The 21199-nt window shown below is 42.7% G+C and carries 22 protein-coding genes and 5 tRNA genes; 1 reads left to right on the plus strand and 26 read right to left on the minus strand.

All coding sequences use genetic code 11. From position 1 onward, the window contains the following. Positions 1–233: 233 nt before the first annotated feature. The 26 genes from rplL to F907_RS01400 all read right to left on the minus strand — a co-directional run bounded on the left by rplL (position 234) and on the right by F907_RS01400 (position 19769). Positions 234–602, minus strand: coding sequence for a 50S ribosomal protein L7/L12 (gene rplL, locus F907_RS01525; protein WP_005240161.1), 369 nt, complete (start codon positions 600–602; stop codon positions 234–236). A gap of 48 nt (positions 603–650) precedes the next feature. Continuing rightward, complete coding sequence (rplJ, locus tag F907_RS01520) at positions 651–1157, minus strand: 50S ribosomal protein L10 (protein ID WP_005278447.1); 507 nt, start codon at positions 1155–1157, stop codon at positions 651–653. Positions 1158–1450: 293 nt separating this feature from the next. Further along, on the minus strand, positions 1451–2146 hold the full coding sequence (gene rplA / locus F907_RS01515) for a 50S ribosomal protein L1 (RefSeq protein WP_004656290.1): 696 nt from the start codon (positions 2144–2146) through the stop codon (positions 1451–1453). Between the two features lie 3 nt (positions 2147–2149). Further along, positions 2150–2578, minus strand: coding sequence for a 50S ribosomal protein L11 (rplK, locus tag F907_RS01510; protein ID WP_004637639.1), 429 nt, complete (start codon positions 2576–2578; stop codon positions 2150–2152). A gap of 112 nt (positions 2579–2690) precedes the next feature. After that, a complete protein-coding gene (gene nusG / locus F907_RS01505; protein WP_004656291.1) occupies positions 2691–3224 on the minus strand; it encodes a transcription termination/antitermination protein NusG in 534 nt (177 codons plus the stop codon). Between the two features lie 7 nt (positions 3225–3231). After that, positions 3232–3672 (minus strand): preprotein translocase subunit SecE, encoded by a 441-nt coding sequence (gene secE, locus F907_RS01500; protein ID WP_016653250.1) that lies wholly within the window; start codon positions 3670–3672, stop codon positions 3232–3234. Between the two features lie 76 nt (positions 3673–3748). Continuing rightward, a tRNA-Trp gene (locus tag F907_RS01495) sits at positions 3749–3824 on the minus strand. A gap of 54 nt (positions 3825–3878) precedes the next feature. Then, complete coding sequence (gene tuf, locus F907_RS01490; protein ID WP_004802222.1) at positions 3879–5069, minus strand: elongation factor Tu; 1191 nt, start codon at positions 5067–5069, stop codon at positions 3879–3881. Between the two features lie 164 nt (positions 5070–5233). Further along, positions 5234–5308: transfer RNA gene (locus F907_RS01485), tRNA-Thr, on the minus strand. Between the two features lie 13 nt (positions 5309–5321). Next, positions 5322–5397: transfer RNA gene (locus F907_RS01480), tRNA-Gly, on the minus strand. Positions 5398–5430: 33 nt separating this feature from the next. Then, positions 5431–5514: transfer RNA gene (locus tag F907_RS01475), tRNA-Tyr, on the minus strand. A gap of 54 nt (positions 5515–5568) precedes the next feature. Next, a tRNA-Thr gene (locus F907_RS01470) sits at positions 5569–5644 on the minus strand. A 99-nt stretch (positions 5645–5743) separates the two neighbouring features. After that, on the minus strand, positions 5744–7237 hold the full coding sequence (gene trpE, locus F907_RS01465; RefSeq protein ID WP_005278441.1) for an anthranilate synthase component I: 1494 nt from the start codon (positions 7235–7237) through the stop codon (positions 5744–5746). A gap of 83 nt (positions 7238–7320) precedes the next feature. Beyond that, positions 7321–8013: a phosphoglycolate phosphatase gene (locus F907_RS01460; protein WP_016653251.1), complete on the minus strand. Its 693-nt coding sequence runs from the start codon at positions 8011–8013 to the stop codon at positions 7321–7323. A gap of 70 nt (positions 8014–8083) precedes the next feature. Beyond that, positions 8084–8701 carry an FHA domain-containing protein gene (locus tag F907_RS01455; protein ID WP_005278435.1) on the minus strand — a complete coding sequence of 206 codons (618 nt, stop codon included), beginning with the start codon at positions 8699–8701 and terminating at the stop codon, positions 8084–8086. A 63-nt stretch (positions 8702–8764) separates the two neighbouring features. Next, complete coding sequence (gene gspD, locus F907_RS01450; RefSeq protein ID WP_016653252.1) at positions 8765–11026, minus strand: type II secretion system secretin GspD; 2262 nt, start codon at positions 11024–11026, stop codon at positions 8765–8767. A gap of 40 nt (positions 11027–11066) precedes the next feature. Continuing rightward, positions 11067–11915: a type II secretion system protein N gene (locus F907_RS01445; RefSeq protein WP_016653253.1), complete on the minus strand. Its 849-nt coding sequence runs from the start codon at positions 11913–11915 to the stop codon at positions 11067–11069. Further along, positions 11915–12658: a type II secretion system protein N gene (gspN, locus tag F907_RS01440; protein WP_005278418.1), complete on the minus strand. Its 744-nt coding sequence runs from the start codon at positions 12656–12658 to the stop codon at positions 11915–11917. Before gspN ends, F907_RS01445 begins: the two co-directional genes overlap by 1 nt. A gap of 177 nt (positions 12659–12835) precedes the next feature. Next, positions 12836–13162: an H-NS histone family protein gene (locus tag F907_RS01435; RefSeq protein ID WP_004656310.1), complete on the minus strand. Its 327-nt coding sequence runs from the start codon at positions 13160–13162 to the stop codon at positions 12836–12838. A gap of 389 nt (positions 13163–13551) precedes the next feature. Further along, positions 13552–13989, minus strand: a complete 438-nt coding sequence (locus tag F907_RS01430) for an acyl-CoA thioesterase (RefSeq protein WP_016653254.1) — start codon at positions 13987–13989, stop codon at positions 13552–13554. A gap of 8 nt (positions 13990–13997) precedes the next feature. After that, complete coding sequence (locus tag F907_RS01425; protein WP_016653255.1) at positions 13998–15191, minus strand: hypothetical protein; 1194 nt, start codon at positions 15189–15191, stop codon at positions 13998–14000. 6 nt (positions 15192–15197) lie between these two features. Then, positions 15198–16025, minus strand: a complete 828-nt coding sequence (locus tag F907_RS01420) for a hypothetical protein (protein ID WP_016653256.1) — start codon at positions 16023–16025, stop codon at positions 15198–15200. Continuing rightward, positions 16022–16798 (minus strand): uroporphyrinogen-III synthase, encoded by a 777-nt coding sequence (locus F907_RS01415; protein WP_016653257.1) that lies wholly within the window; start codon positions 16796–16798, stop codon positions 16022–16024. Before F907_RS01415 ends, F907_RS01420 begins: the two co-directional genes overlap by 4 nt. Beyond that, complete coding sequence (hemC, locus tag F907_RS01410; RefSeq protein ID WP_032862429.1) at positions 16798–17715, minus strand: hydroxymethylbilane synthase; 918 nt, start codon at positions 17713–17715, stop codon at positions 16798–16800. The genes F907_RS01415 and hemC overlap by 1 nt, the downstream gene beginning before the upstream one ends. 110 nt (positions 17716–17825) lie before the next feature. Further along, positions 17826–18566 carry a LytR/AlgR family response regulator transcription factor gene (locus tag F907_RS01405; protein ID WP_016653259.1) on the minus strand — a complete coding sequence of 247 codons (741 nt, stop codon included), beginning with the start codon at positions 18564–18566 and terminating at the stop codon, positions 17826–17828. A gap of 57 nt (positions 18567–18623) precedes the next feature. Then, a complete protein-coding gene (locus F907_RS01400; protein WP_016653260.1) occupies positions 18624–19769 on the minus strand; it encodes a sensor histidine kinase in 1146 nt (381 codons plus the stop codon). On the opposite strand from F907_RS01400, the gene argH reads away from it, so the two are divergent. Next, positions 19760–21193 (plus strand): argininosuccinate lyase, encoded by a 1434-nt coding sequence (gene argH, locus F907_RS01395; protein WP_032862408.1) that lies wholly within the window; start codon positions 19760–19762, stop codon positions 21191–21193. The two genes, F907_RS01400 and argH, sit on opposite strands and share 10 nt — an antisense overlap. The last annotated feature ends 6 nt before the right edge of the window (positions 21194–21199 follow it).

A 21199-nucleotide genomic window follows, 5' to 3' on the forward strand; every position in this document is an offset into this window, starting at 1 on the left:
CACTGTTTACAAATGCTGCAATTTTTAGTGGTATTAAAACGCTTAACAATATTTTTATAAGCAAAAAAATATTGGTAAGCGTTTGATTTTGCTAAATTTGCTCAAATAACACGCGTATTATATGCAAAACTAACAAAAAACGAGCCGATTATTGTAACGCAAAAAGGCTGATGACCCAAGAGCCATCAGCCATTTTTTGGAGCCGATTTTGAAAAAATCGACTCCCTACAGAATTACTTAAGTGTAACTGTAGCACCAGCTTCTTCAAGCTTCTTCTTAAGTTCTTCGCCTTCTTCTTTAGAAACGCCTTCTTTAAGAACTGCAGGAGCGCCTTCAACAAGATCTTTAGCTTCTTTAAGACCAAGACCAGTAGCTTCACGAACTGCTTTAATTACAGCAACTTTGTTAGCACCGAAAGAAGTCAACTCAACGTTGAATTCAGTTTGTTCTTCAGCAGCAGCGCCAGCGCCTGGAGCAGCAGCAACAGCTACAGCAGCAGCAGATACGTTAAATTTTTCTTCGAAAGCAGAAATTAATTCAACAAGTTCAAGAACTGTTTTTTCAGCAACTGCGTTTAAGATTTCTTCGTTAGTTAAAGCCATGAGAGTAACTCCAAATGGGTATTGAATGGTGTGAAAGTAGATTTAAGCTTAAGCAGCTTCTGATCCGTTTTTCTCTTGAAGCGCTGTAAGTAAGCGACCCAATTTCGAAATCGGAGCTTGAAGAACAGAGGCAAGCATAGTAAGCGCTTTTTCTTGGTTCGGAAGGTTTGCAATAACGCTAACTTCAGCACCTTGATAAAGTTTGCCTTCAAATGCAGCAGCCTTTAATTCAAATGCTTTGTTAGTTTTCGCAAATTCTTCGAACAAGCGTGCAGCTGCACCCATGTCATCTTCAGAAGTTGAGAATGCTAAAATTGTTGGACCAACAAGGTCATCATTCAAGATCGCGAATGGCGTATCTTGAAGCGCACGTTTAGCCAAAGTATTACGTACAACACGTGTAGCAACACCTAACTTACGAGCTTCAACGCGAAGAGCAGTTAATTGCTCAACTGTTAAACCTTGGTAGTCAGCAACAACGGCAGCGAACGCAGTAGAAGCAACTTCAGTTACTTCTGCAACGATCTGTTTTTTGTCTTCGATAAGAAGAGCCATCGTAAAACCTCCTAACGGTGATTTATGCACTCTTACGAGTACACTCCCAATTCGTAAGTCGTATTCGGACTTACACGCGGAGGAGGAACAAATCACACCACCGCGTCTACTCAGGCTGGTCAATTAAGAAAAACATCCGAAAACATTTCTCGCCTGAGGTCTTTGACGCTGATAAATATTCATTTATCAATTCAAAGTTTGCCTAAGTTTGCAAGTCGTCCGAAACCGGTTTTCTTGCGTAATATTTGAAGCAGTGCTTCAAATATTACCCAGGGCTTTAAAATTCTGTCTAATTACTTAGATACGTTGCTTACGTCAACGATCAAACCAGGGCCCATAGTTGAGCTCAAAGTGATCTTTTTAACGTATACACCTTTAGAAGTTGCAGGCTTCAACTTTTTCAAGTCTGCAATTAAAGTTTCAACGTTTTGACGTACAGCTTCTTCGCTAAAGCCAAGTTGACCGATAGCAGCGTGGATGATACCCGCTTTGTCTACACGGTAACGTGCTTGACCAGATTTAGCATTCTTAACCGCGTTAGCAACGTCAGGCGTTACTGTACCCACTTTAGGGTTTGGCATTAAGCCACGTGGACCAAGAATTGTACCAAGCTTACCTACAACGCGCATTGCATCAGGAGCAGCAATCACCACGTCGAAATCAAGGTTTCCACCTTGAATGCTTTCAGCAAGGTCATCAAAACCAACGATATCAGCACCAGCAGCTTTAGCAGCTTCTGCAGCAGCACCTTGAGCAAATACAGCTACACGTACAGTTTTACCAGTACCTGCAGGTAAAGTAGTCGCGCCACGAACAACCTGATCAGATTTACGTGGATCTACGCCAAGGTTTACAGCGATATCTAAAGATTCTTTGAACTTCGCAGCTGGAAGGCTGTTAAGAACTTGAACTGCTTCTTCCAAAGTGTAAACTTTGTTTGCTTCAACAGCAGCAGCAATGGCTTTTTGACGTTTAGTTAACTTTGCCATGTCTTATAGCTCCACTTCCAAGCCCATAGAACGTGCAGAACCAGCGATGGTACGTACACGAGCGTCTAAATCAGCACCAGTTAAGTCTGGTTCTTTAGTAGTCGCGATTTCTTCTAATTGAGCACGAGTCAACTTACCAACTTTAGTTTTGTTAGGTACAGAAGAACCCTTTTGAATACCAGCAGCTTTCTTAAGAAGAATAGATGCAGGTGGAGTTTTCATGATGAAAGTGAACGACTTATCGTTGTACACAGTGATCACGACAGGAATTGGCAAACCAACTTCAAGTTTTTGTGTAGCAGCATTGAATTCTTTACAGAATGCCATGATGTTTACACCACGTTGACCTAAAGCAGGACCAATTGGTGGAGATGGATTTGCTTTACCAGCTGGAACTTGCAGCTTGATATAGCCGTCAATCTTCTTAGCCATTGAAAATTACCTCTGGGTACAGACGCCGTTAGGCTCCCCAAAAAATTAAACAACACCGAAGTGTTAGAACAACAATGCCCGATCAGATCGGGCGCTTATCAACCTAGGCAGGTTAAATCGTTTTTTCGACTTGGCGAAACTCGAGTTCAACCTGAGTCGGTCGATTAAATACATTAATCGTCAACGTTAAACGTGACTTATCGTACTGAACTTCCTCCACGACTCCTTTAAAGTCAGTGAACGGACCGTCAATCACGAGCAATTCTTCACCAGGTTCAAACATCGTCTTAGGACGAGGTGCTTCACCTGTATTACGTACACGTGCAAGAATCGCATCAGCTTCACGTTGTGAAATTGGTGCTGGCTTTTCTGGTGTACCACCGATAAAACCCAGAACCTTTGGACACTCTTTAACGATGTGCCAAGTATCATCATTCATTTCCATTTCGACTAACACATAGCCAGGAAAGAATTTACGTTCAGACTTACGCTTCTTACCATCCTTCATTTCCACTACTTCTTCAGTAGGGACGAGGACTTCACCAAAACTATCAGCAACAGTGCTGCGCTGGATTCGGTCATTAAGTGAACGCATCACTTGTTTTTCAAAACCTGAATAGGCATGAATAATATACCAACGTTTCATCGCACTCTTACCCGATAATTAACTTAATAAACCAACCTAACCCGTAATCAAAACACCATAAAACCAATGATGCAATGAATACAACCAAAAGTACTTGCCACGATGTCGTGATCGTCTCTTGTTTTGTTGGCCAGGTCACTCGACGCAGTTCAATTCGCGCATCTTGCAACAAACGCACAAAGCCTTTGCCTTGATGGGTGGCGTATAATAAACCTAAAGCGACAACGACACAAGCCAAAATTACCCCAACGCGCACCCAAATATCATTTGCAGGTGCCCAATAGGCCGGTAAATGCTGATTTACCAATGCGGCGCCGACCAATAAAACGATAGCAATCAACCACATGACTAGATCAAGTGGGGAGCCAGAGTTTACAACTTCAGCGGCATTATTTCTTTGAGGGATTGGCGCGTCGCTTAATGCGTCACGCGATTTATCATTCGACATTTTTTTACTCGTCGTAGAATTCGCGACTTATTATATGACAACTCAGCCAGAATTAAGCTTTTTTATAAAAAAAAAGTGGCAGGCCAGGAGGGACTCGAACCCCCAACATTCGGTTTTGGAGACCGACGCTCTACCAATTGAACTACTAGCCTATTATGCAAATCGAAAGCCGAAGCTTCCGATTTGAGTGTAACATAGTCTTGGGCTTATGCAGTTACTTTAGCAACAACACCAGCGCCTACAGTACGACCACCTTCACGGATCGCAAAACGTAGACCTGGGTCCATTGCGATCGGGTGGATTAACTCTACTGACATTTCTACGTTGTCACCAGGCATAACCATTTCAACGCCATCTTGTAATTTGATCGCGCCAGTTACGTCAGTTGTACGGAAGTAGAACTGTGGACGGTAACCGTTAAGGAATGGAGTGTGACGACCACCTTCTTCTTTAGAAAGTACGTATACTTCTGCATCGAATTTAGTGTGCGGCTTGATTGTACCTGGTTTAGCAAGTACTTGACCACGTTGTACGTCTTCACGCTTAGTACCACGAAGAAGAACACCACAGTTCTCGCCTGCACGACCTTCGTCAAGCAATTTACGGAACATTTCTACGCCAGTTACAGTTGTCTTAACCGTATCTTTGATACCTACGATTTCAACTTCTTCACCAACTTTTACGATACCAGCTTCTACACGACCAGTTACAACTGTACCACGGCCTGAGATAGAGAATACGTCTTCGATTGGCATCAAGAATGCTTTGTCGATCGCACGTTCTGGTTCTGGAATGTAAGAATCAAGTGCAGCAACTAAGTCGATTACAGCTTTCTCGCCATAAGGACCATCGTTACCGTTTAATGCTTGAAGCGCTGAACCACGGATGATTGGAGTGTCATCACCTGGGAAGTCATAAGTAGAGAGAAGTTCACGAACTTCCATTTCTACTAATTCAAGTAATTCTTCATCATCAACAAGGTCACACTTGTTCAAGAATACGATGATGTAAGGTACACCAACCTGACGTGAAAGAAGGATGTGTTCACGAGTCTGCGGCATTGGACCATCAGTCGCAGCACATACAAGGATCGCGCCGTCCATCTGAGCAGCACCAGTAATCATGTTTTTAACATAATCGGCGTGGCCCGGGCAGTCTACGTGAGCGTAGTGACGGATTGGAGAATCGTATTCTACGTGTGAAGTATTAATGGTAATACCACGTGCTTTTTCTTCAGGAGCTGAGTCGATTTGTGAGTAATCTTTCGCTTCACCGCCGTAAGTTTTTGCACAAATAGTTGCAATCGCAGCAGTTAAAGTTGTTTTACCATGGTCAACGTGACCAATTGTACCCACGTTTACGTGTGGTTTATTACGTTCAAACTTAGCCTTAGCCATTTTGATTTTCCTCGTTTACGTCGACGCCAGTTTAGAGAAAAACAACCCTGAAAAACCTTCTTAATCGACATTCGCCTAAAAAACTAGACACCTAATACTTGAAAAGCAGACTATAATAGCCTGCTTCTTTAAAATGTTGTGGAAATTCCACTAAGCTGTATATCTGGAGCTCTTATCGAGATTTGAACTCGAGACCTCTCCCTTACCAAGGGAGTGCTCTACCACTGAGCTATAAGAGCGACATCTTCGATATGGAGCGGGAGACGAGGATCGAACTCGCGACATGCAGCTTGGAAGGCTGCCACTCTACCAACTGAGTTACTCCCGCATGTTGGTACTGACCACTTCTATCGAAGTTAAATGGTGGTGAGAGAAGGATTCGAACCTTCGAAACTTTCGTAGCAGAGTTACAGTCTGCCCCCTTTGGCCGCTCGGGAATCTCACCACATCACACTTACACAGTGCTGTTCTTTTACTTTATACTATCACACTTTTAAGATGGTGCCGGCACACGGATTCGAACTGTGGACCTACTGATTACAAGTCAGTTGCTCTACCAACTGAGCTATGCCGGCGCTTTCTAAGTGTTTCGTACGTTTCGTATCGGAACGGTGTGCAGTTTAGCAAAACTCTGAATCGATGCAAGTGCTTTTTTCAAAAAAATCGCTAAAAACTCATAAAATCAATCCGTTTGACGATAATTCAACCGCTTTGATCACTGCGCGAGCTTTTATTTGGGTTTCATTCCACTCAGATTCAGGATTTGAGTCTGCAACCAACCCTGCTCCTGCTTGTACATAGACCTTTTTATCACGAATTACACAAGTACGAATCGCAATCGACATATCCATTTCGCCATGCCAGCCTAAATATCCAACAGCACCACCGAACACACCACGTTTTACAGGCTCAACTTCATCAATAATTTCCATAGCACGAATTTTTGGTGCGCCCGAAAGTGTTCCCGCTGGGAAAGTGGCTTTAAATACATCTAAAGCATCTACATCATCCCGAACTTCACCTTGCACGTTGGAGACAATATGCATGACATGTGAATAACGCTCGATCACCATACGGTCAGTGACTTGAACTTTCCCAATTTTAGAGACACGCCCCACATCATTACGACCCAGGTCAATTAACATCAAATGTTCTGCAATCTCTTTTTCATCTGCTAGTAAATCTTGTTCTAAGGCCAGATCTTCTTCCTTGGTCTTGCCACGTGGTCGTGTTCCCGCCAAAGGACGTACGGTTGCAATGCCATTTTCCAAGCGAGATAAGATTTCTGGCGATGAACCAACAATATGGAATGGCTTTTGATCCGTCAGGGTTTGCCCCTGTACGAGGAATAAATACGGCGATGGATTTAAATGACGCAACGCACGATACACCTGTAGCGCTTCACCATCAAAGTCAGACACCATACGCTGGCCGGGCACCACCTGCATCACATCCCCTGCACGGATATATTCTTTGACCTTTTCAACGGTTTCAAGAAATTTTGCTTTGCCTGTAATGGATTCAAAATGCGGTGCTGTATGCGGCTTTGCCTGCAAACTCACAGGGGTCGCCAATAGTTGCTCCAGTTGATCCAGTTTCTGCTGGGCTTGAGCATAAGCATCAGGCTGATTCGCATCGGCATGATGAATGAGAAATAAGGTATCTTTTAAATTATCAAACACAATCACGGTTTGAGAGAGCATTAGCCAAAGATCTGGCAGCGTTACAGGATCAGCAGCAGGCACGTTTTTCAGTTTTGGCTCAATATAACGTACAGCGTCATAACCTAAATAACCCACCAATCCTCCAGTAAAGCTTGGTAAATCAGGCAACTCAACTTGATTAGGGACTTTAAACTGGCTTTGAAACTCACGGATATAGTCAAAGGGATCAGCACAATCCTGCTGAATCACGGTGCCATCCGCCTGTTGTATGGTGAGTACCCCTGCATTACAGGAAAAAACGGTGGACTCACCCAAACCGATCATGGAATAGCGTGCCCAATTTTCTCCACCTTCAACCGACTCAAATAGATAGGCTTGCTTGTGTTGTTTAAAACGTGCAAAAACAGAAAGTGGCGTTTCAGTATCGGCCAAACGTTGGCGATAAACAGGAATGGTGTTATAGCCTGTAGCTTTTAATTGTTCAAACTGTATTAAGGTGGTCATGAATCTTCTCTATGGTTTTTAATTTCTGTGCGTTTTTTCTTTAGTGCTGTCTCAAGCCCGCCATCGAAAAACCATAATCATCTTCATGCTTGTCTCCTTACTAAATCTTCTTCTATCAATTCTGCCAAACTATCGACCACTTGCTGCGGCTGACAGTCATAGATGCTTTCTCCATGATTATAGCCATAGCTGACCACAATACAATCAATACCTGCACGTCTAGCTGCTTCAACATCATTACTTGAATCCCCAATCATCAGTGTTGCTGTTGTGGTGGTCTTCTGTGCCTGCACACAGTGTAGCAATGGCAATGGATGTGGTTTACGTTCAGCCAGACTATCTCCTCCTATCACCATTTTAAAATACGGACTCAAAGCCAAGAGATCAAGAATGCCTTGTGCCAGCTGTTCAGGCTTATTGGTTACACAGGCCATCGCAATATCATGCTTTTGACAATAATCTAAAAATGGTAAAACCCCCTCATATACTTGCGTATTGACACAGAGCTCCTGTGCATAAACAGCAACAAATGTACTGAGGAGTTGCTCTTGCTGTTGGGCCTCGACTTGTCCAAACAGATGTTCTAGCACAGCCTCACACAGTTTAGCTGCACCTTTTCCAACCCAGACCCGAACTTGCGCTTCGGTCACCTTCGCCAAACCCAGTTTTTCTAAACTCAGGTTCATCGCTCGATATAAATCAGCAGCGGAATCGACCAGCGTCCCATCCAGATCAAATAACACTAAACTACGGTTTTGTAACTGAGCAACGGACATATATTTCGACTCAAGAAATGAAAAAGGCATACCCACGTGGGCATGCCTTGATTGTAAAAGCTTCGCCCGATTATTTAAAGAACAGCCAAGCAATCACCGCCAGAATGATCAATACAACAATAGAAATAAGGCCAACCGAGGCATTCTTCTGTTGCTCTTTTTCTGCAGTAACACGAGAAACAGGCTCTTCAATTGCAACAGGTTGTGGCTCTGGTGCTGCCTGTACATTGATTCCTTCAGGGATTGGTGCTGGCTTTGGAATCGCCACTTGCTGCGGCATTCCATCACGCGTGATCGGCGTCTCGACTGCACGTTCAGCAATACTTGGCATACCCTGATCCGTAGAATTTGACGCTACAGGTTCAATCTCGATTTCCGGTAATTCAGCTTCAGATACCGCTGGCGCAAGTACTGAAAAGACAAAACTGGCAAACTGCAGAATATCGCCATCGTGTAGCTCAGTTTCCTGTTCAACACGCGTATCATTAATAAATGTACCATTCGACGAGTTCAGGTCTTGTACCCATAACTGCTGATCTTTCAGCAATAACGCCGCATGGCGACGCGAAATATCTGCTGACTGTAGCAAAATATCCGCATCTTGATGCCTTCCCACCAACATGTCACGTTCGACACTCAGTTCTTGCCCCGTAAATTCACCTGTAATGGCTTGCAATTTCCAAGTCATAGATGCATATCCTTATATAATTTCTTGCAATCATAACATTGTGACATAAGCGCTTCTGTGCATCTACTGTGAAGAGGCTGGTCGAATCGTCGTTGTGGTCACGGTGTTTTTACTGCGCTCGGTTTCCTTGACTGGCAACTGTACTGTTCGCTGTTGCACTTGGGGTGCTTCAACTGCAACAGGAGTTGTCACCACCACCGCTTTACCCTGCGTAGCAGTTGGAACCTTTTGATAAGGAGAATTCACCACAGGGGCTTGTCGATTATAAATATCCTCAACATTCTCTGGTAACTTGGCAAAATTACCATTCTTATCCATTGAAAGCTGCAAACTATAGAGCTGATTATAACGTTGTTGGGAAATACGACGCACATCATCAGCATCCCCTACAATTGTGGGATGGATGAAAACCAAAAGATTACGTTTTACATTACTTCTTGTATTTGAACTAAATAGACGACCCAAATAAGGAATATCACCTAACAGCGGCAGGCTCTGGCGAGATTGTTCCGTATCATCCGAAATTAAACCACCCAAAACCACTGTTTGACCATGATCAGCCAACACTGAGGTTTTAATCGCACGTTTACTGGTCACCAAATCCGCAGCTTGACCTTTATTGCTTTGAACATTGGAAACTTCTTGCTCAACCTCTAAACGTACAGATCCACCCTCACCAATATGTGGAATGACCTTTAAGGTCACCCCGACATCTTTACGTTCAACCGTCGTATAAGGGTTAACCGTACTGTTTCCTGTCGTTGCCACGGAACCTGTCACAAAGGGAACGTTTTGACCCACAACAATATAGGCTTCTTCATTATCCATGGTCACAATCGATGGAGAAGACAATAGGTTGGACTTGGTATTGGTCTTTAAGGCTTGAATCAAGGCGCCGTATGCACGTCGCGGATTACTAAAGTCACCAACCGCGAAACTTGCGCCACTACCAGTGCCCCCATTCGTACTTCCAAGCACGCCTGCCGCACCTGCTGCCCCACCGGTTAAATAACCAGCAGCAATTTTAGACAGGCTTGCCCCCACATTGCTAAAACTCAGTAAACCAATGCCGCTACTCAGGTCACCCAAAGCCCACTGCACACCAAGTTGATCCGCATCATCACCCGTCACTTCCATAATTGCAGCTTCGATTAATACCTGCTGACGACGCGTATCTAATTGCTGAATTGCCGCATCGATTTCCCGCATCAACTGCGGATCAGCTTTGACCACCAAAGCATTTTGTGCAGGATCTGCAATAATACTCACGCCACCTTGATTAAAACTGGTAATACTTGAGTTTTGACTATTGTTGGAATTGCTGTTTAAGTTAATTGACGGGGTAGAAACAGATGAACCTGTAGATGAACTTGAGTTCTGATTATTCGACATCAGATTGCTCACCGAATTCGATCGATTGGCGCTATTCAATGTTGAGGACGAAGATGCCGACTGTCCTGTTACTAAACCTTGTAAAATCTCAGCTAAGTTTTTTGCACTGGCATATTTCAAACGATAAACTTTAAGACCACCCAACCGATCTGCGGAAGGCACATCCAGCATTTCAATCATTTGACGCAAACGTTTCCGTGAGTCTGGGTCACCTTTGATCAGAATACGATTGGTTCGATTATCGGCAATGATACGGACCCGCGAACCAATAAAATCTTTCGATGCACCTGTTGCACTCATGGTCTCCAACAAGCCAATAATTTCTTCAGCTTGGCTCGACTGCAAACTAATCGCTTCAATATCATTTTGACCCGTGCCGTCCAAATTACGCACGATATTTTCGAGCTGATAAATATTGGTTGCGCGATCAGAAACGATTAAAGCATTGGTTCCCGCAACCGCCGCCAAATGCGCAAATTGTGGCATTAACGGGCGTAAAGCCGGAATCAGGTCATTCGGATTGGTGTTTTGCAACCAGATCACCCGAGTCACAATTTGGTCACCACCTGCACGACTACGTGCGTCGTAAGGAATCCCCGAGTTCTTCGCATTACTGTCTGGCACAAGTTTAACCGTATTGCCTGAGGGGAGCGCCACCACACCATTAACATTGAGCACGCCTAAAAATAGGTCATACACCTCATCTTTATTCAGCGGCTTATTGGAAATAACCGTTACATTGCCACGTACACGTGGGTCAACCGCAAAGTTCTTGCCGGTAATATCCGCAACTTCATTAATGAATGCGGTTAAGTCTGCATCACGTAGATTGATCTTCCATGTTTGTGCTTGCACATGGGTACTGACTGTCGCAATCAAAGGTGCTGCGGCAAGTAATGCCCAAAGTGGACGTTGATGATTTAAAAAAGCCATAACCTGCACTTATTCCTAACTGATGTGTGACGTGTGATCACTAAAAACTTTGTTGTATGGTCATCACTTGATCACCACGTTTTATTTCTATTTTGGCATGCCCTTCACGACGTACTTGCTCTAATAATTGTACTTCGTTGAGTCCCTGCCCGACAGTTTGACCATTGATCGATAGAATACGATCGCCAGCGCGCAAACCCAAGGTATTTTTTAAATTCGATGGGGTCTTATCTGATATTTCATAACCATCTGAACCACCGCCACTACTGACACCCATATTTTTCAGATATTGCTCTCGATTATCCTGTATTTGTTGAATTGCCTGTCCAATCGCAGATTGAGGAGAGTTCTGGCTCTGTGGTGCTGGTGTCGGCGGAGGTACTACACCATTACGATTATTCAATACGGGTTCAATCGGTTGATATAAGCCTTTATCCAAGCCCTTAAATTTAACTTCTCGGGTTGCACCATTGCCTTGCTTCAAAACCACATGATCCCAATACACTTCTGCCAGTTGATATGAAGTTGAACCCACCGTTTCTCCAACGCGATAGCGTTCAGCGGTATCATTCAATTTAATCACGGCAGAAGACAGGTAATTGGGTTGACCCAGTAATACACCTTGAAGTTCCAGATTGACATTATCATCGGCTGATGTTGCTGCAGGTTCATTAAATAAAGCAAAAGAACTAATATTAGGCACTTGGGCTTGCTGCGAGCCCAATTCAACTCGGTCAAACTGCATCGGTTGAGGTGGTGCAACCACCCACCAGAATAATGAAGCCAGTTTCCAGCACAGCCATAAAATCAATAATGCCAGAACCAAGCCACCGAGCTTATCCAGTTTTTGCCAACGCAATTGTTGCATTTTTTCAGTGATTGCTTTCATTAGAAACCACCTTGTAATAACGGCTGCCGCGAACTAATGACATAAGTATCTAAGCCCGCTTTACCTTCATAAGATGGAATATTTAACAACATCCGCTGGGTCAGTTGTACATCTAGCATCAGGTTGGCATCTAGACTAAGATTCGCCATTTTCTGACTGCGTTGATCACGAACATCGATTTGTAATTGTCCATTATCATCTTTAAGGCTAGCCACCAAAGACGGCATATTCATCCGATCTTGACGCTGACCAAAGGTATAAGCCAATGCACCGCCTCCCCAGTTCAGCTGACCTTCTGTCGCACTAAAGCCTTTTTCTTTTTGATAGCTCAACTGCACATCTTTCAATTGAATGGAGTTTTCAGGCCACTGCCAGTTTGCAAAATATTTTAAGGTTTCAGGCGAGATTTTGCCTTGCAAGTCTTTGATCATGATTTTTTTGCCAAGACCGTAAGCAAAAATCCCATTGAATTGAGTATTACCACTGTGAATATCGAGATTTGCGCCAACACGCAGTAATAGTAAATCAAGCGGACGAGTTTTCCAGTGCACTGAACCACGCAATTGACCACGTTGCCAGTCTGCCTGCCCCTGCCAAATGTTACCGCTGACATTATGTAATATTTGATTATCTTTTGAAAATTTCGCAATTAACCATGTTGCTGGAATTTGTAAAATAATAAAAATTAAAAATGCAAAAATGGCGAAAATCCACCATCTCCATTGCTTGGTTTTTTTCTTCATTCCACCCTTACCAACATGCAAATATTATCCTTTTTGAGACAATTGCCCCCTGAATGACATTATGCATACTTTTTCAACATCGCCAATTCTCTGATATAAAAAAACCAAGCTTTTTAAGCCTGGCTTTTGATAAAGGATAAAGTCATCGTATGACAAAACGATGACTTTAAAACTTGCTTAGATTAAGAAATCTTCAAGTTTTGCACCTTTCTCTAATTCTGCAACCAACCAACGTGGTTGTTTACCACGGCCAGTCCAAGTCTCTTCAGCATTGCTCTTATTACGGTAACGTGGCTCTACTGCTTTACGCGTTGTTTTCTTACGCTTTTGCTCACCCACTTCCAATAATTCTTCAACGCTATAACCAATCGCATCTGCAATCGCGATAATTTGATTATATGCATCTTCAATCGCTTGATCTTTTTTGCTTGCAATCAAAGCTTCTGCTTCTGCTTGTAAACGTTTTAAATCTTCTACAGATAAATCGCTAATATCTGGTTTCATAAGAACCACTCCAACTGAATAGGGGAAATATATCACTCAAAAAATAAAATGAATTTGAAATTCGATTCAATATTAATTTATAAATGATTAAATAATCAATATAAGAATAACCCACTTAATCGTATATACCGTATAAAATGGCACTTTATTTACAATAAAGCAAAAAAAGTGGGGCTGCTATATAAAAACATATTTTATAAATTGAGACAAAGAACACCAATCAACACGTTTTATATTAATTTAATCTTAATTTTATCTAAAAAATTATAATTTCATTAGTAAAAATTTTGGTGCAAATACCCAACCTTTTACAAATGAGCAATTTGAACCTTATTATATAAATTTTCTATATAATCAAACAAAAATAGACATAATCGTCTTTATAATAATTAATGAGATATTAGAGAATGTCCTACACCTTGCTCTAATTCAATTATTTTTTGTCTAATCGCATCAGGAATATTCAATTTCATTGCTGTTACTTTATCTACACAAACCATAACAGCTTCACCCGTCGCCACCATTTGGTTTTGTGTTGCACTCCAGAGAACATAATGCATACGAAAAGCACTATTTCTGAGCTCTTCAATACGCGCACCAATATGTAGCACATCTGGGTAAAATACAGGTTTCAAATATTTACATTGACTTGATGCAACCACCGTCAATATCTCTTGATCAAAGATATTCAATGCCATTAAATAACTAATTCGTGCGCTCTCCATATAACGATAATATTGCACATTATTTACATGGCCAAAAGCATCCATATCCCCCCAAGCCACTGTTTGCTTATAGACAACCGGATAGACAGACAGTTCCTTCATATTTACACTCATATCTTAAAATTAAGAAAATTCACATCATTTTCAAATATTAAATTTAACTGCTTGATTAAGTCCTGATTATCACCCAGCGTCGACTTAATTCTTAAATAGCTCATTAATATATTATCAGGATATAAGTTTAATAGTTGTTCCGCCTCTGTCTGACGCTGTGTCGCCATATAAATATGCCACTGTGCAAAGGTCAGCATTGGCACACTGGTATAGCGCTGCTCAAGCTGAATAATACGTTGTTCGACATAACTATAATCTGGAATCTGCTTTAACAATTGTTGCTGGAACCACAGATAAAACACTTCAGGGTCGAATTGATCTTGTAAGAGATGTAAGGCCAAATCCTCATGCTGCACACTCATCTCAGGCATTCGGGCCAGTAACTTAAGCCAAAGTACTTTACTGCTATATGGGCGAGTCTGAATCTCATCCTGTAAAACCAAATAACGTTGCTGCAATGCCGTGAGATCATCTACTGCCGCCTGATCAAATCGAGTCAATAACTGCTGCAACCATAAATCACGATGCTCTGCATCGAGCAAGCCATATTGCGTCGTTTGCAGAAATAGCCATGGTTCTTGTAAAGCAAGTTTGCCCCATAATGCAGTAATACGCTGCTGATACGCCGTTTCAATTTCTATTAACCATGGGGAGAGTTGGTGCTGTGCAAGAAACTCCAAATGGGTCAGTGCTTTTTCGGTTTCTTTCTGCTCAAGAAAAATATCAATACGTTGCAATTCAGCTAATTCAAACGCCATCGGCGCTGATTTTTCCAAGTTCTGCAAGGCAGCTTCATAATCACCATTTTTATAATCAAATTGTGCATCAATAATATTGCTGAGTAATCCAGATTGAGTAAACACACGCTCAATAAAAACCTGCTGATCTTTGGCAGCTTCCAACAACCAGACGATGCCCAGCTGCTCATAAGGATGCAGGTCTTTAAAATGGAGAATGGTTTCTTTTTTCCGTTGCTCACGTGCCCAATATCGCTTACTCATCAGCGCTACGAGCTGTGCCAACAAACTCACGACAATCAATAAAGCAAGTAAGCCCAAGACATTACTTTGGAACTGCCATTCTCGCCAATAGATATAAACGTAGCCGCTCCCAAAGCCATAACTCAAGACTGAAAACAGCGCAAATAATACCAACCCAACAAGTAAATAAATCAACAGTAAATGTTTCATAAGCAATTATCCCAACAAACCCAAGCTGGTTAATTTTGGTGTTGGTACAGCTTGCTGATTTAAGACTTTCTCTAAACGTAGTTTCATTTGCTGGCTATTTTGATCAGGTAATTCAGCAAGTAACTGGATGACTTCTTGAACCGATTTCTGATATTCCGCAAATTGCCCTTGCTGTAATGCTTGTGATGCGAGTAACAAACGCAACTGTGCCTCTTTTAAGATAATTTTACGACTCATTAAATCTGGGCTAGACCGTTGTACTTTTTCCAACTTAAACCACTGCCACCATTCAGCTCCTGCACTCTTTTCAGGACGCACTTTCGGGTTTTGAATATCTTGCTGAATCTTTTGATCCAGTTGTTGCAATAAATGATCCAGTTGTTGCTGCTGTTGCGTCCGGCTTAACACAAATTGCTGAATCGCCTGTTTATCCTGCTCAATAGCCTTGATCAAACTGTCTTGCAAGGCAGGAGAAACGGCATATTGCAATACATGCTGCTGGATCTGATTTAATTGCTCCAAGGCATAAATAACCTGTTGCTGATCCAAGGCAAATTGAACCAGCTGCATCTGTTGTTTAATTAGCAGAATAGGAGAAATTCCTTCAACGGCCATCGGCATGGAAGCCTTGTCGGCAGGTTCAACTACATGGTTATTTTGCAGTTGGCGTTGTAGTGCTACAAACTGATCATTTAATAAAGCATAGCGCTGTTCAGTTTGGGCCAATTGCTGTTGAAGCTGGGGAAGCGTTTGAGAATATTGTGCAACATCGTAACTGAGCTTAGCCAACCACAGTAAACTCAATCCTAATATTAGATAACCAATTTTTCTCATACATGTCCTTGCCAGTCACTCATGCGTTGAATGATCTCTGATGCGGATAAATTTTCAAGCTGAATAATGTTAAAGCTTGCTGTAGTCTGCGGTTGTGAGCGACGTACCAACTGAAACAAACGTGTTCCTAAAACCAAATAGATCCACTGGGCAGTCAGTTGATACTGAGTGCATAATTGCTGCCAATAGTTCCAGCTGGCCTCACTACTGATCAGCACCACAACAGGTTGATTTAAAATTATTTTTTTTACAATTTCAGGAAATGTAGCAAAACTTTGCTTCGGACATTGCCGATGATAGAGTACAAAATTCAGGATCTCGACGCCTTGTTGCTGCAATTGCTGCATCATAAACTGTCGGCCGCCCAAGCCTCGCCAAAATGCGATTTTCTTTAGATCTGTTTGCTGCTTTAAAATTGGCAGTTGCAACATCCCCTCTGAAGTTTCTACCTCGGGCACAAAGCTCTGTATGTCAAATCGAGTCAATGCTTGTGCGGTCGCTTTCCCAACCGCAATCCATTGAATATGTTTAAGTTGATCCAGAACTATACCCGCTTGCTGTAAATAGCGCATCCCAACATCAACAGCTGTCGGGCTCACCACAACAATCGCCTGAACCTGTCTCAGCTCCAGATAAAGTTGTTGTAAAACATTAGAAAAAGGTTCAGCCACCAATTCCAGTAAAGGTAAGGCTTCAACCTGATACCCCGCTTGATCCAGCGCCTGAGTTAAAGCAGATGCACGCTCATCAGGTCGTGTATTAATAAACAGCATTAATACAGCGCTTTGAGCAATTCCCCTGCACCCTGCGCCAATAAGCGTTGTGCAAGTTGCTCACCCAATTGCTCAGCATCTGCTGTTGTACCGACCAATTGTTCTTTCAGCAAAGTCTTACCATCAACACTGCCGACACGCCCTTCGATCTGCAACTGATCATTGGCCAAAGTCGCATAACCCGCAATCGGAACCTGGCAACCCCCTTCCAGATAGGCATTAAAGGCACGTTCTGCACGGACACAAATCGACGTTTCTTCATGCTGTAAGGGCTGGATCAATTTTAATAAGTCCACATCATCTGCACGGCACTCTAGGCCAAGTGCGCCTTGACCCACCGCAGGCAAGCTCAATACGGGCGCCAAACAATGACGAATACGATCTGCCAAACCTAAACGTTTTAGGCCTGCGCTGGCTAAAATAATGGCATCATACAAACCATCATCCAGCTTGGATAAACGCGTCCCTACATTGCCGCGTAAATCGATAATCTCTAAATCTGGACGCTGCTGTAAAATCTGACATTTACGGCGCAGGCTTGAAGTGCCGACCTTAGCTCCTTGCGGCAGTTCATCAAAATGCTGATAGTGATTGGAAACAAACGCATCCAATGGATCTTCTCGTTCACAGATCACAGCCAACGTTAGCCCTTCTGGCAAGTGCATGGGTACATCTTTCATCGAATGCACCGCCAAATCCGCACGACCGTCCAGCAACGCAGCTTCTAGTTCTTTAACAAACAATCCCTTACCACCAATTTTTGCCAATGGTGTATCCAGAATCTTGTCACCCTGTGTTACAAACTTAACCAACTCTACCGTTAACTCTGGATAAAGCGCATTTAAACGAGCGCGAATATGCTCAGCCTGCCACAATGCAAGCGGACTTTGACGGGTCGCAATTTTTAAGGTTTTCATAAATTCAAGTGAGGTCTGGATCAAAGCAATTGCTCCCAACTTAACTTGCTCGCCTAAAATTGCAAGTAAAAAATCATAATGTGCTCATTCATTCAACGGAATAACACGATTTACAATTGGTGCATACATTCTCTTAAACTTGGCAAATGGCGACGGCTGACCGACAAGCGCTCTTCCAGTTCACGTAACCGTACCTGATACTGTCCTGCTGCAACCAGCTCCAATCCTTCCAGATAATCAAGCGAGACCAACGCATTACGATGAATCCGAATAAAGCGATCTGCAAATTCATGCTCTAAATCTTTCAGTGTTTCATCAATCAATACACTGCCATTTTTATGACGCACAGTGACATATTTTTGATCTGCTAAAAAGTAATAGACATTTTCCAATGGAATCAGTTCTACTCCGCGATAAGTTTTCGCAGCAATTTGATGGCGTTGAGTCTTGGTATCGTACATATCGTCTTGTTGTTGTAAACCAGTCATTTGTGCTTGTGTAAGTTGGGTTAAATGATTAAACACCTGCTGTAAGTCTTGTTGTGCAACAGGTTTGAGTAAATATCCTTGTGCTTGAAATTTAAATGCTTCCAATGCATGTTGATCATATGCCGTACAAAAAATAATGGCAGGACGAGGGTTCAGCTGACTGAGGTGTTCAGCGCATTCCAACCCATTCATTCCAGGCATTTGAATATCTAATAAAACGACATCAGGTGAATCATTTTCAATATGATTTAGCACATCCTGACCATGATGCGCCGTCGCAATGACTTCATGTCCCATTTGAGTCACCAAACGTGACAACCGCTCTACTGCGAGAGGCTCATCATCAGCAATCAGAACTCTCATCCTCTTCTCCTTGTCACCGTTAACTTCATCCATCATTTTTATGGTTAACCGGACTTATTATTTTACTTGATAGTGGTAATTCACCACCGTCGTATATAACGACACTCCCCCGTAAATCTGAAACTTGACCGTTTGCCCATAATAGGCCTTCAAGCGCTGCTCCACATTCTCGATCGCAATACCATTTCCTTTTCTCGATTTTATTGTATCGTGAGAATAAGGGTTAGTAATGACTATACTGACTTGATTTTGCAATATTTCAACCAATACACTAATGGTTGAAGGCTGCAAAACTTTTTCCACTCCATGAAAAATACTATTCTCAAGCAAAGGTTGCAACGTTAATAGTGGGATCGTCACCCGTTTTAATTCGATGGGAGTCGCCTGTATGTTCCATTCTACATTTAAACGCGCGCCTAAACGCATTTTTTCTATACTTAAATATTGCTGACACAAGTCAATTTCCTCTGCCAGACTCACCAGTTTCAGTTCCTGAAAACTGGCTCTAAACAGTCGGGACAAGTTGATCAGCATATTTTCGGCTTTATCAGGGTCAATCGTGATTAAACTCACCACACTATTTAAACTATTAAACAAAAAATGTGGATGAATGCGCGCCTGCATCGCCTGAATCCGGGCATTCAACTCACTATATTGCTGATTCATCCACTGCTCGCGCATATACAGATAACGCAGACAGAAAGCACCCAATAACACCCCATAACCTAAATGCAAGCTGGTGCCCTGAAATAAAATCTCTTGAGAAAATGAATTTGACCGTGTCGCCCAATACTGGATGAGATTGACCGCACACGTTGTCACGACAACAATCAGTTGCAGCAGAATAAAGCCAAGGCTTAGTGCAACTTTTTGACTAAACTTGGCAAAGAAGCCCTGAAAATAATCCACCAATGCCGAAAAAGACAAAATCACCCAGTTAATAAAAAACATATATTGCAAGACACGAACACCCTCCAAAGCCTGCCACGACCTTGCTTCCGCCAATGCCAACACCATCGCCAGAACATTGCTGGCAACAATTAATTCTAATAAGTGTTGCCATTGCCCAATTTTCGTAAAAAAATAGGAGCTTGATGGATTTCCCCCCTGACGAGTTTGCGATAACTTCTTATGTCGAGTTTCGGCAACTACGTTTGGATTTGCTATACTCTTTTTTATTTTGCTGAGCCGCCATGACCACATCTTCTCAATCCTCTTCTTCAGCCAGCCCAAATCAAACCTCTGGAATGTGGGGCGGTCGCTTCTCTGAAGCAACTGATGCTTTTGTTGCAGAATTTACCGCATCTGTGCAATTTGACCAACGTTTTTATAAACAAGATATTGCAGGGTCAATTGCGCATGCCACCATGCTTGCCAAAGTGGGTGTCCTGACTGAAGCTGAACGTGATGACATTATCCAAGGTTTAAGCACGATTGAAGCAGAAATTGAAGCAGGCAACTTTGAGTGGCGCATTGATTTAGAAGATGTACATATGAATATTGAGTCACGTTTGACTCAACGGATCGGCATTACAGGTAAAAAATTACATACGGGCCGTAGCCGTAATGACCAAGTTGCCACTGATATCCGTTTATATTTGCGTGATGAGATTGATGACATCCTTGGGTTATTACTGCGCTTACAAAAAGGTTTACTCGGCTTAGCAAGCAACAATACCAACACCATTATGCCCGGCTTTACGCATTTGCAAACCGCCCAACCCGTGACCTTTGGTCATCACTTATTGGCATGGTTTGAAATGTTAGTGCGCGACACTGAGCGTTTGCAAGATTGCCGTAAACGTGTCAATCGCATGCCACTTGGTTCAGCAGCGCTGGCAGGCACAACCTACCCGATTGATCGCGCCTATACTGCAGAATTACTCGGTTTTGAAGCCGTTTCAGAAAACTCGCTGGATGCGGTTTCAGATCGTGACTTTGCCATTGAATTTAACGCAGCCGCGTCTTTGATCATGATGCATTTATCACGCATGTCAGAAGAACTGATTTTATGGACTTCAGCTCAATTCAAGTTTGTAAACATTCCTGATCGCTTCTGCACTGGCTCATCGATCATGCCACAGAAGAAAAATCCAGATGTTCCAGAACTGGTTCGTGGTAAGTCAGGCCGTGTATTTGGTGACTTAATTAGCCTATTGACCCTCATGAAAGGTCAACCATTGGCATACAATAAAGACAATCAGGAAGACAAAGAACCTTTGTTTGATGCGATTGATACCGTTCGTGGCTCATTGATGGCCTTTGCAGACATGGTGCCTGCTTTGGTTCCAAATATCGAAATCATGCGTGAAGCCGCATTGCGTGGCTTCTCAACCGCAACTGATCTTGCCGACTACCTTGTGAAAAAAGGTGTGGCATTCCGTGATGCGCATGAAATTGTCGGTAAAGCAGTGGCTTTAGGCGTGGCAGAAGAAAAAGATCTATCTGAACTCACCCTCGAACAACTCCAACAATTCTCTGATTTAATTACAGCAGATGTTTTTGATAAAGCGCTCACGCTAGAAGCTTCTGTCAACGCCCGTGATCACATTGGTGGCACCTCACCAAAACAAGTCGAAGCTGCGATTGCCCGTGCGCATACTCGCCTAGAACAGTTATACGTTTAAGGATCT

This window comes from Acinetobacter colistiniresistens, assembly GCF_000413935.1.
GTDB lineage: Bacteria > Pseudomonadota > Gammaproteobacteria > Pseudomonadales > Moraxellaceae > Acinetobacter > Acinetobacter colistiniresistens.

Coding starts and splice junctions, on each gene's coding strand:
- rplA (WP_004656290.1), bottom strand. CDS start 2,146: ATGGCAAAGTTAACTAAACGTCAAAAAGCCATTGCTGCTGCTGTTGAA.
- argH (WP_032862408.1), top strand. CDS start 19,760: ATGACCACATCTTCTCAATCCTCTTCTTCAGCCAGCCCAAATCAAACC.
- F907_RS01445 (WP_016653253.1), bottom strand. CDS start 11,915: ATGAAAGCAATCACTGAAAAAATGCAACAATTGCGTTGGCAAAAACTG.
- F907_RS01455 (WP_005278435.1), bottom strand. CDS start 8,701: ATGACTTGGAAATTGCAAGCCATTACAGGTGAATTTACGGGGCAAGAA.
- trpE (WP_005278441.1), bottom strand. CDS start 7,237: ATGACCACCTTAATACAGTTTGAACAATTAAAAGCTACAGGCTATAAC.
- rplL (WP_005240161.1), bottom strand. CDS start 602: ATGGCTTTAACTAACGAAGAAATCTTAAACGCAGTTGCTGAAAAAACA.
- gspN (WP_005278418.1), bottom strand. CDS start 12,658: ATGAAGAAAAAAACCAAGCAATGGAGATGGTGGATTTTCGCCATTTTT.
- F907_RS01415 (WP_016653257.1), bottom strand. CDS start 16,798: ATGCTGTTTATTAATACACGACCTGATGAGCGTGCATCTGCTTTAACT.
- F907_RS01420 (WP_016653256.1), bottom strand. CDS start 16,025: ATGAGAAAAATTGGTTATCTAATATTAGGATTGAGTTTACTGTGGTTG.
- gspD (WP_016653252.1), bottom strand. CDS start 11,026: ATGGCTTTTTTAAATCATCAACGTCCACTTTGGGCATTACTTGCCGCA.
- rplK (WP_004637639.1), bottom strand. CDS start 2,578: ATGGCTAAGAAGATTGACGGCTATATCAAGCTGCAAGTTCCAGCTGGT.
- F907_RS01430 (WP_016653254.1), bottom strand. CDS start 13,989: ATGAAGGAACTGTCTGTCTATCCGGTTGTCTATAAGCAAACAGTGGCT.
- F907_RS01405 (WP_016653259.1), bottom strand. CDS start 18,566: ATGAGAGTTCTGATTGCTGATGATGAGCCTCTCGCAGTAGAGCGGTTG.
- rplJ (WP_005278447.1), bottom strand. CDS start 1,157: ATGGCTCTTCTTATCGAAGACAAAAAACAGATCGTTGCAGAAGTAACT.
- tuf (WP_004802222.1), bottom strand. CDS start 5,069: ATGGCTAAGGCTAAGTTTGAACGTAATAAACCACACGTAAACGTGGGT.
- nusG (WP_004656291.1), bottom strand. CDS start 3,224: ATGAAACGTTGGTATATTATTCATGCCTATTCAGGTTTTGAAAAACAA.
- secE (WP_016653250.1), bottom strand. CDS start 3,672: ATGTCGAATGATAAATCGCGTGACGCATTAAGCGACGCGCCAATCCCT.
- F907_RS01400 (WP_016653260.1), bottom strand. CDS start 19,769: ATGTGGTCATGGCGGCTCAGCAAAATAAAAAAGAGTATAGCAAATCCA.
- F907_RS01425 (WP_016653255.1), bottom strand. CDS start 15,191: ATGAAACATTTACTGTTGATTTATTTACTTGTTGGGTTGGTATTATTT.
- F907_RS01460 (WP_016653251.1), bottom strand. CDS start 8,013: ATGTCCGTTGCTCAGTTACAAAACCGTAGTTTAGTGTTATTTGATCTG.
- F907_RS01435 (WP_004656310.1), bottom strand. CDS start 13,162: ATGAAACCAGATATTAGCGATTTATCTGTAGAAGATTTAAAACGTTTA.
- hemC (WP_032862429.1), bottom strand. CDS start 17,715: ATGAAAACCTTAAAAATTGCGACCCGTCAAAGTCCGCTTGCATTGTGG.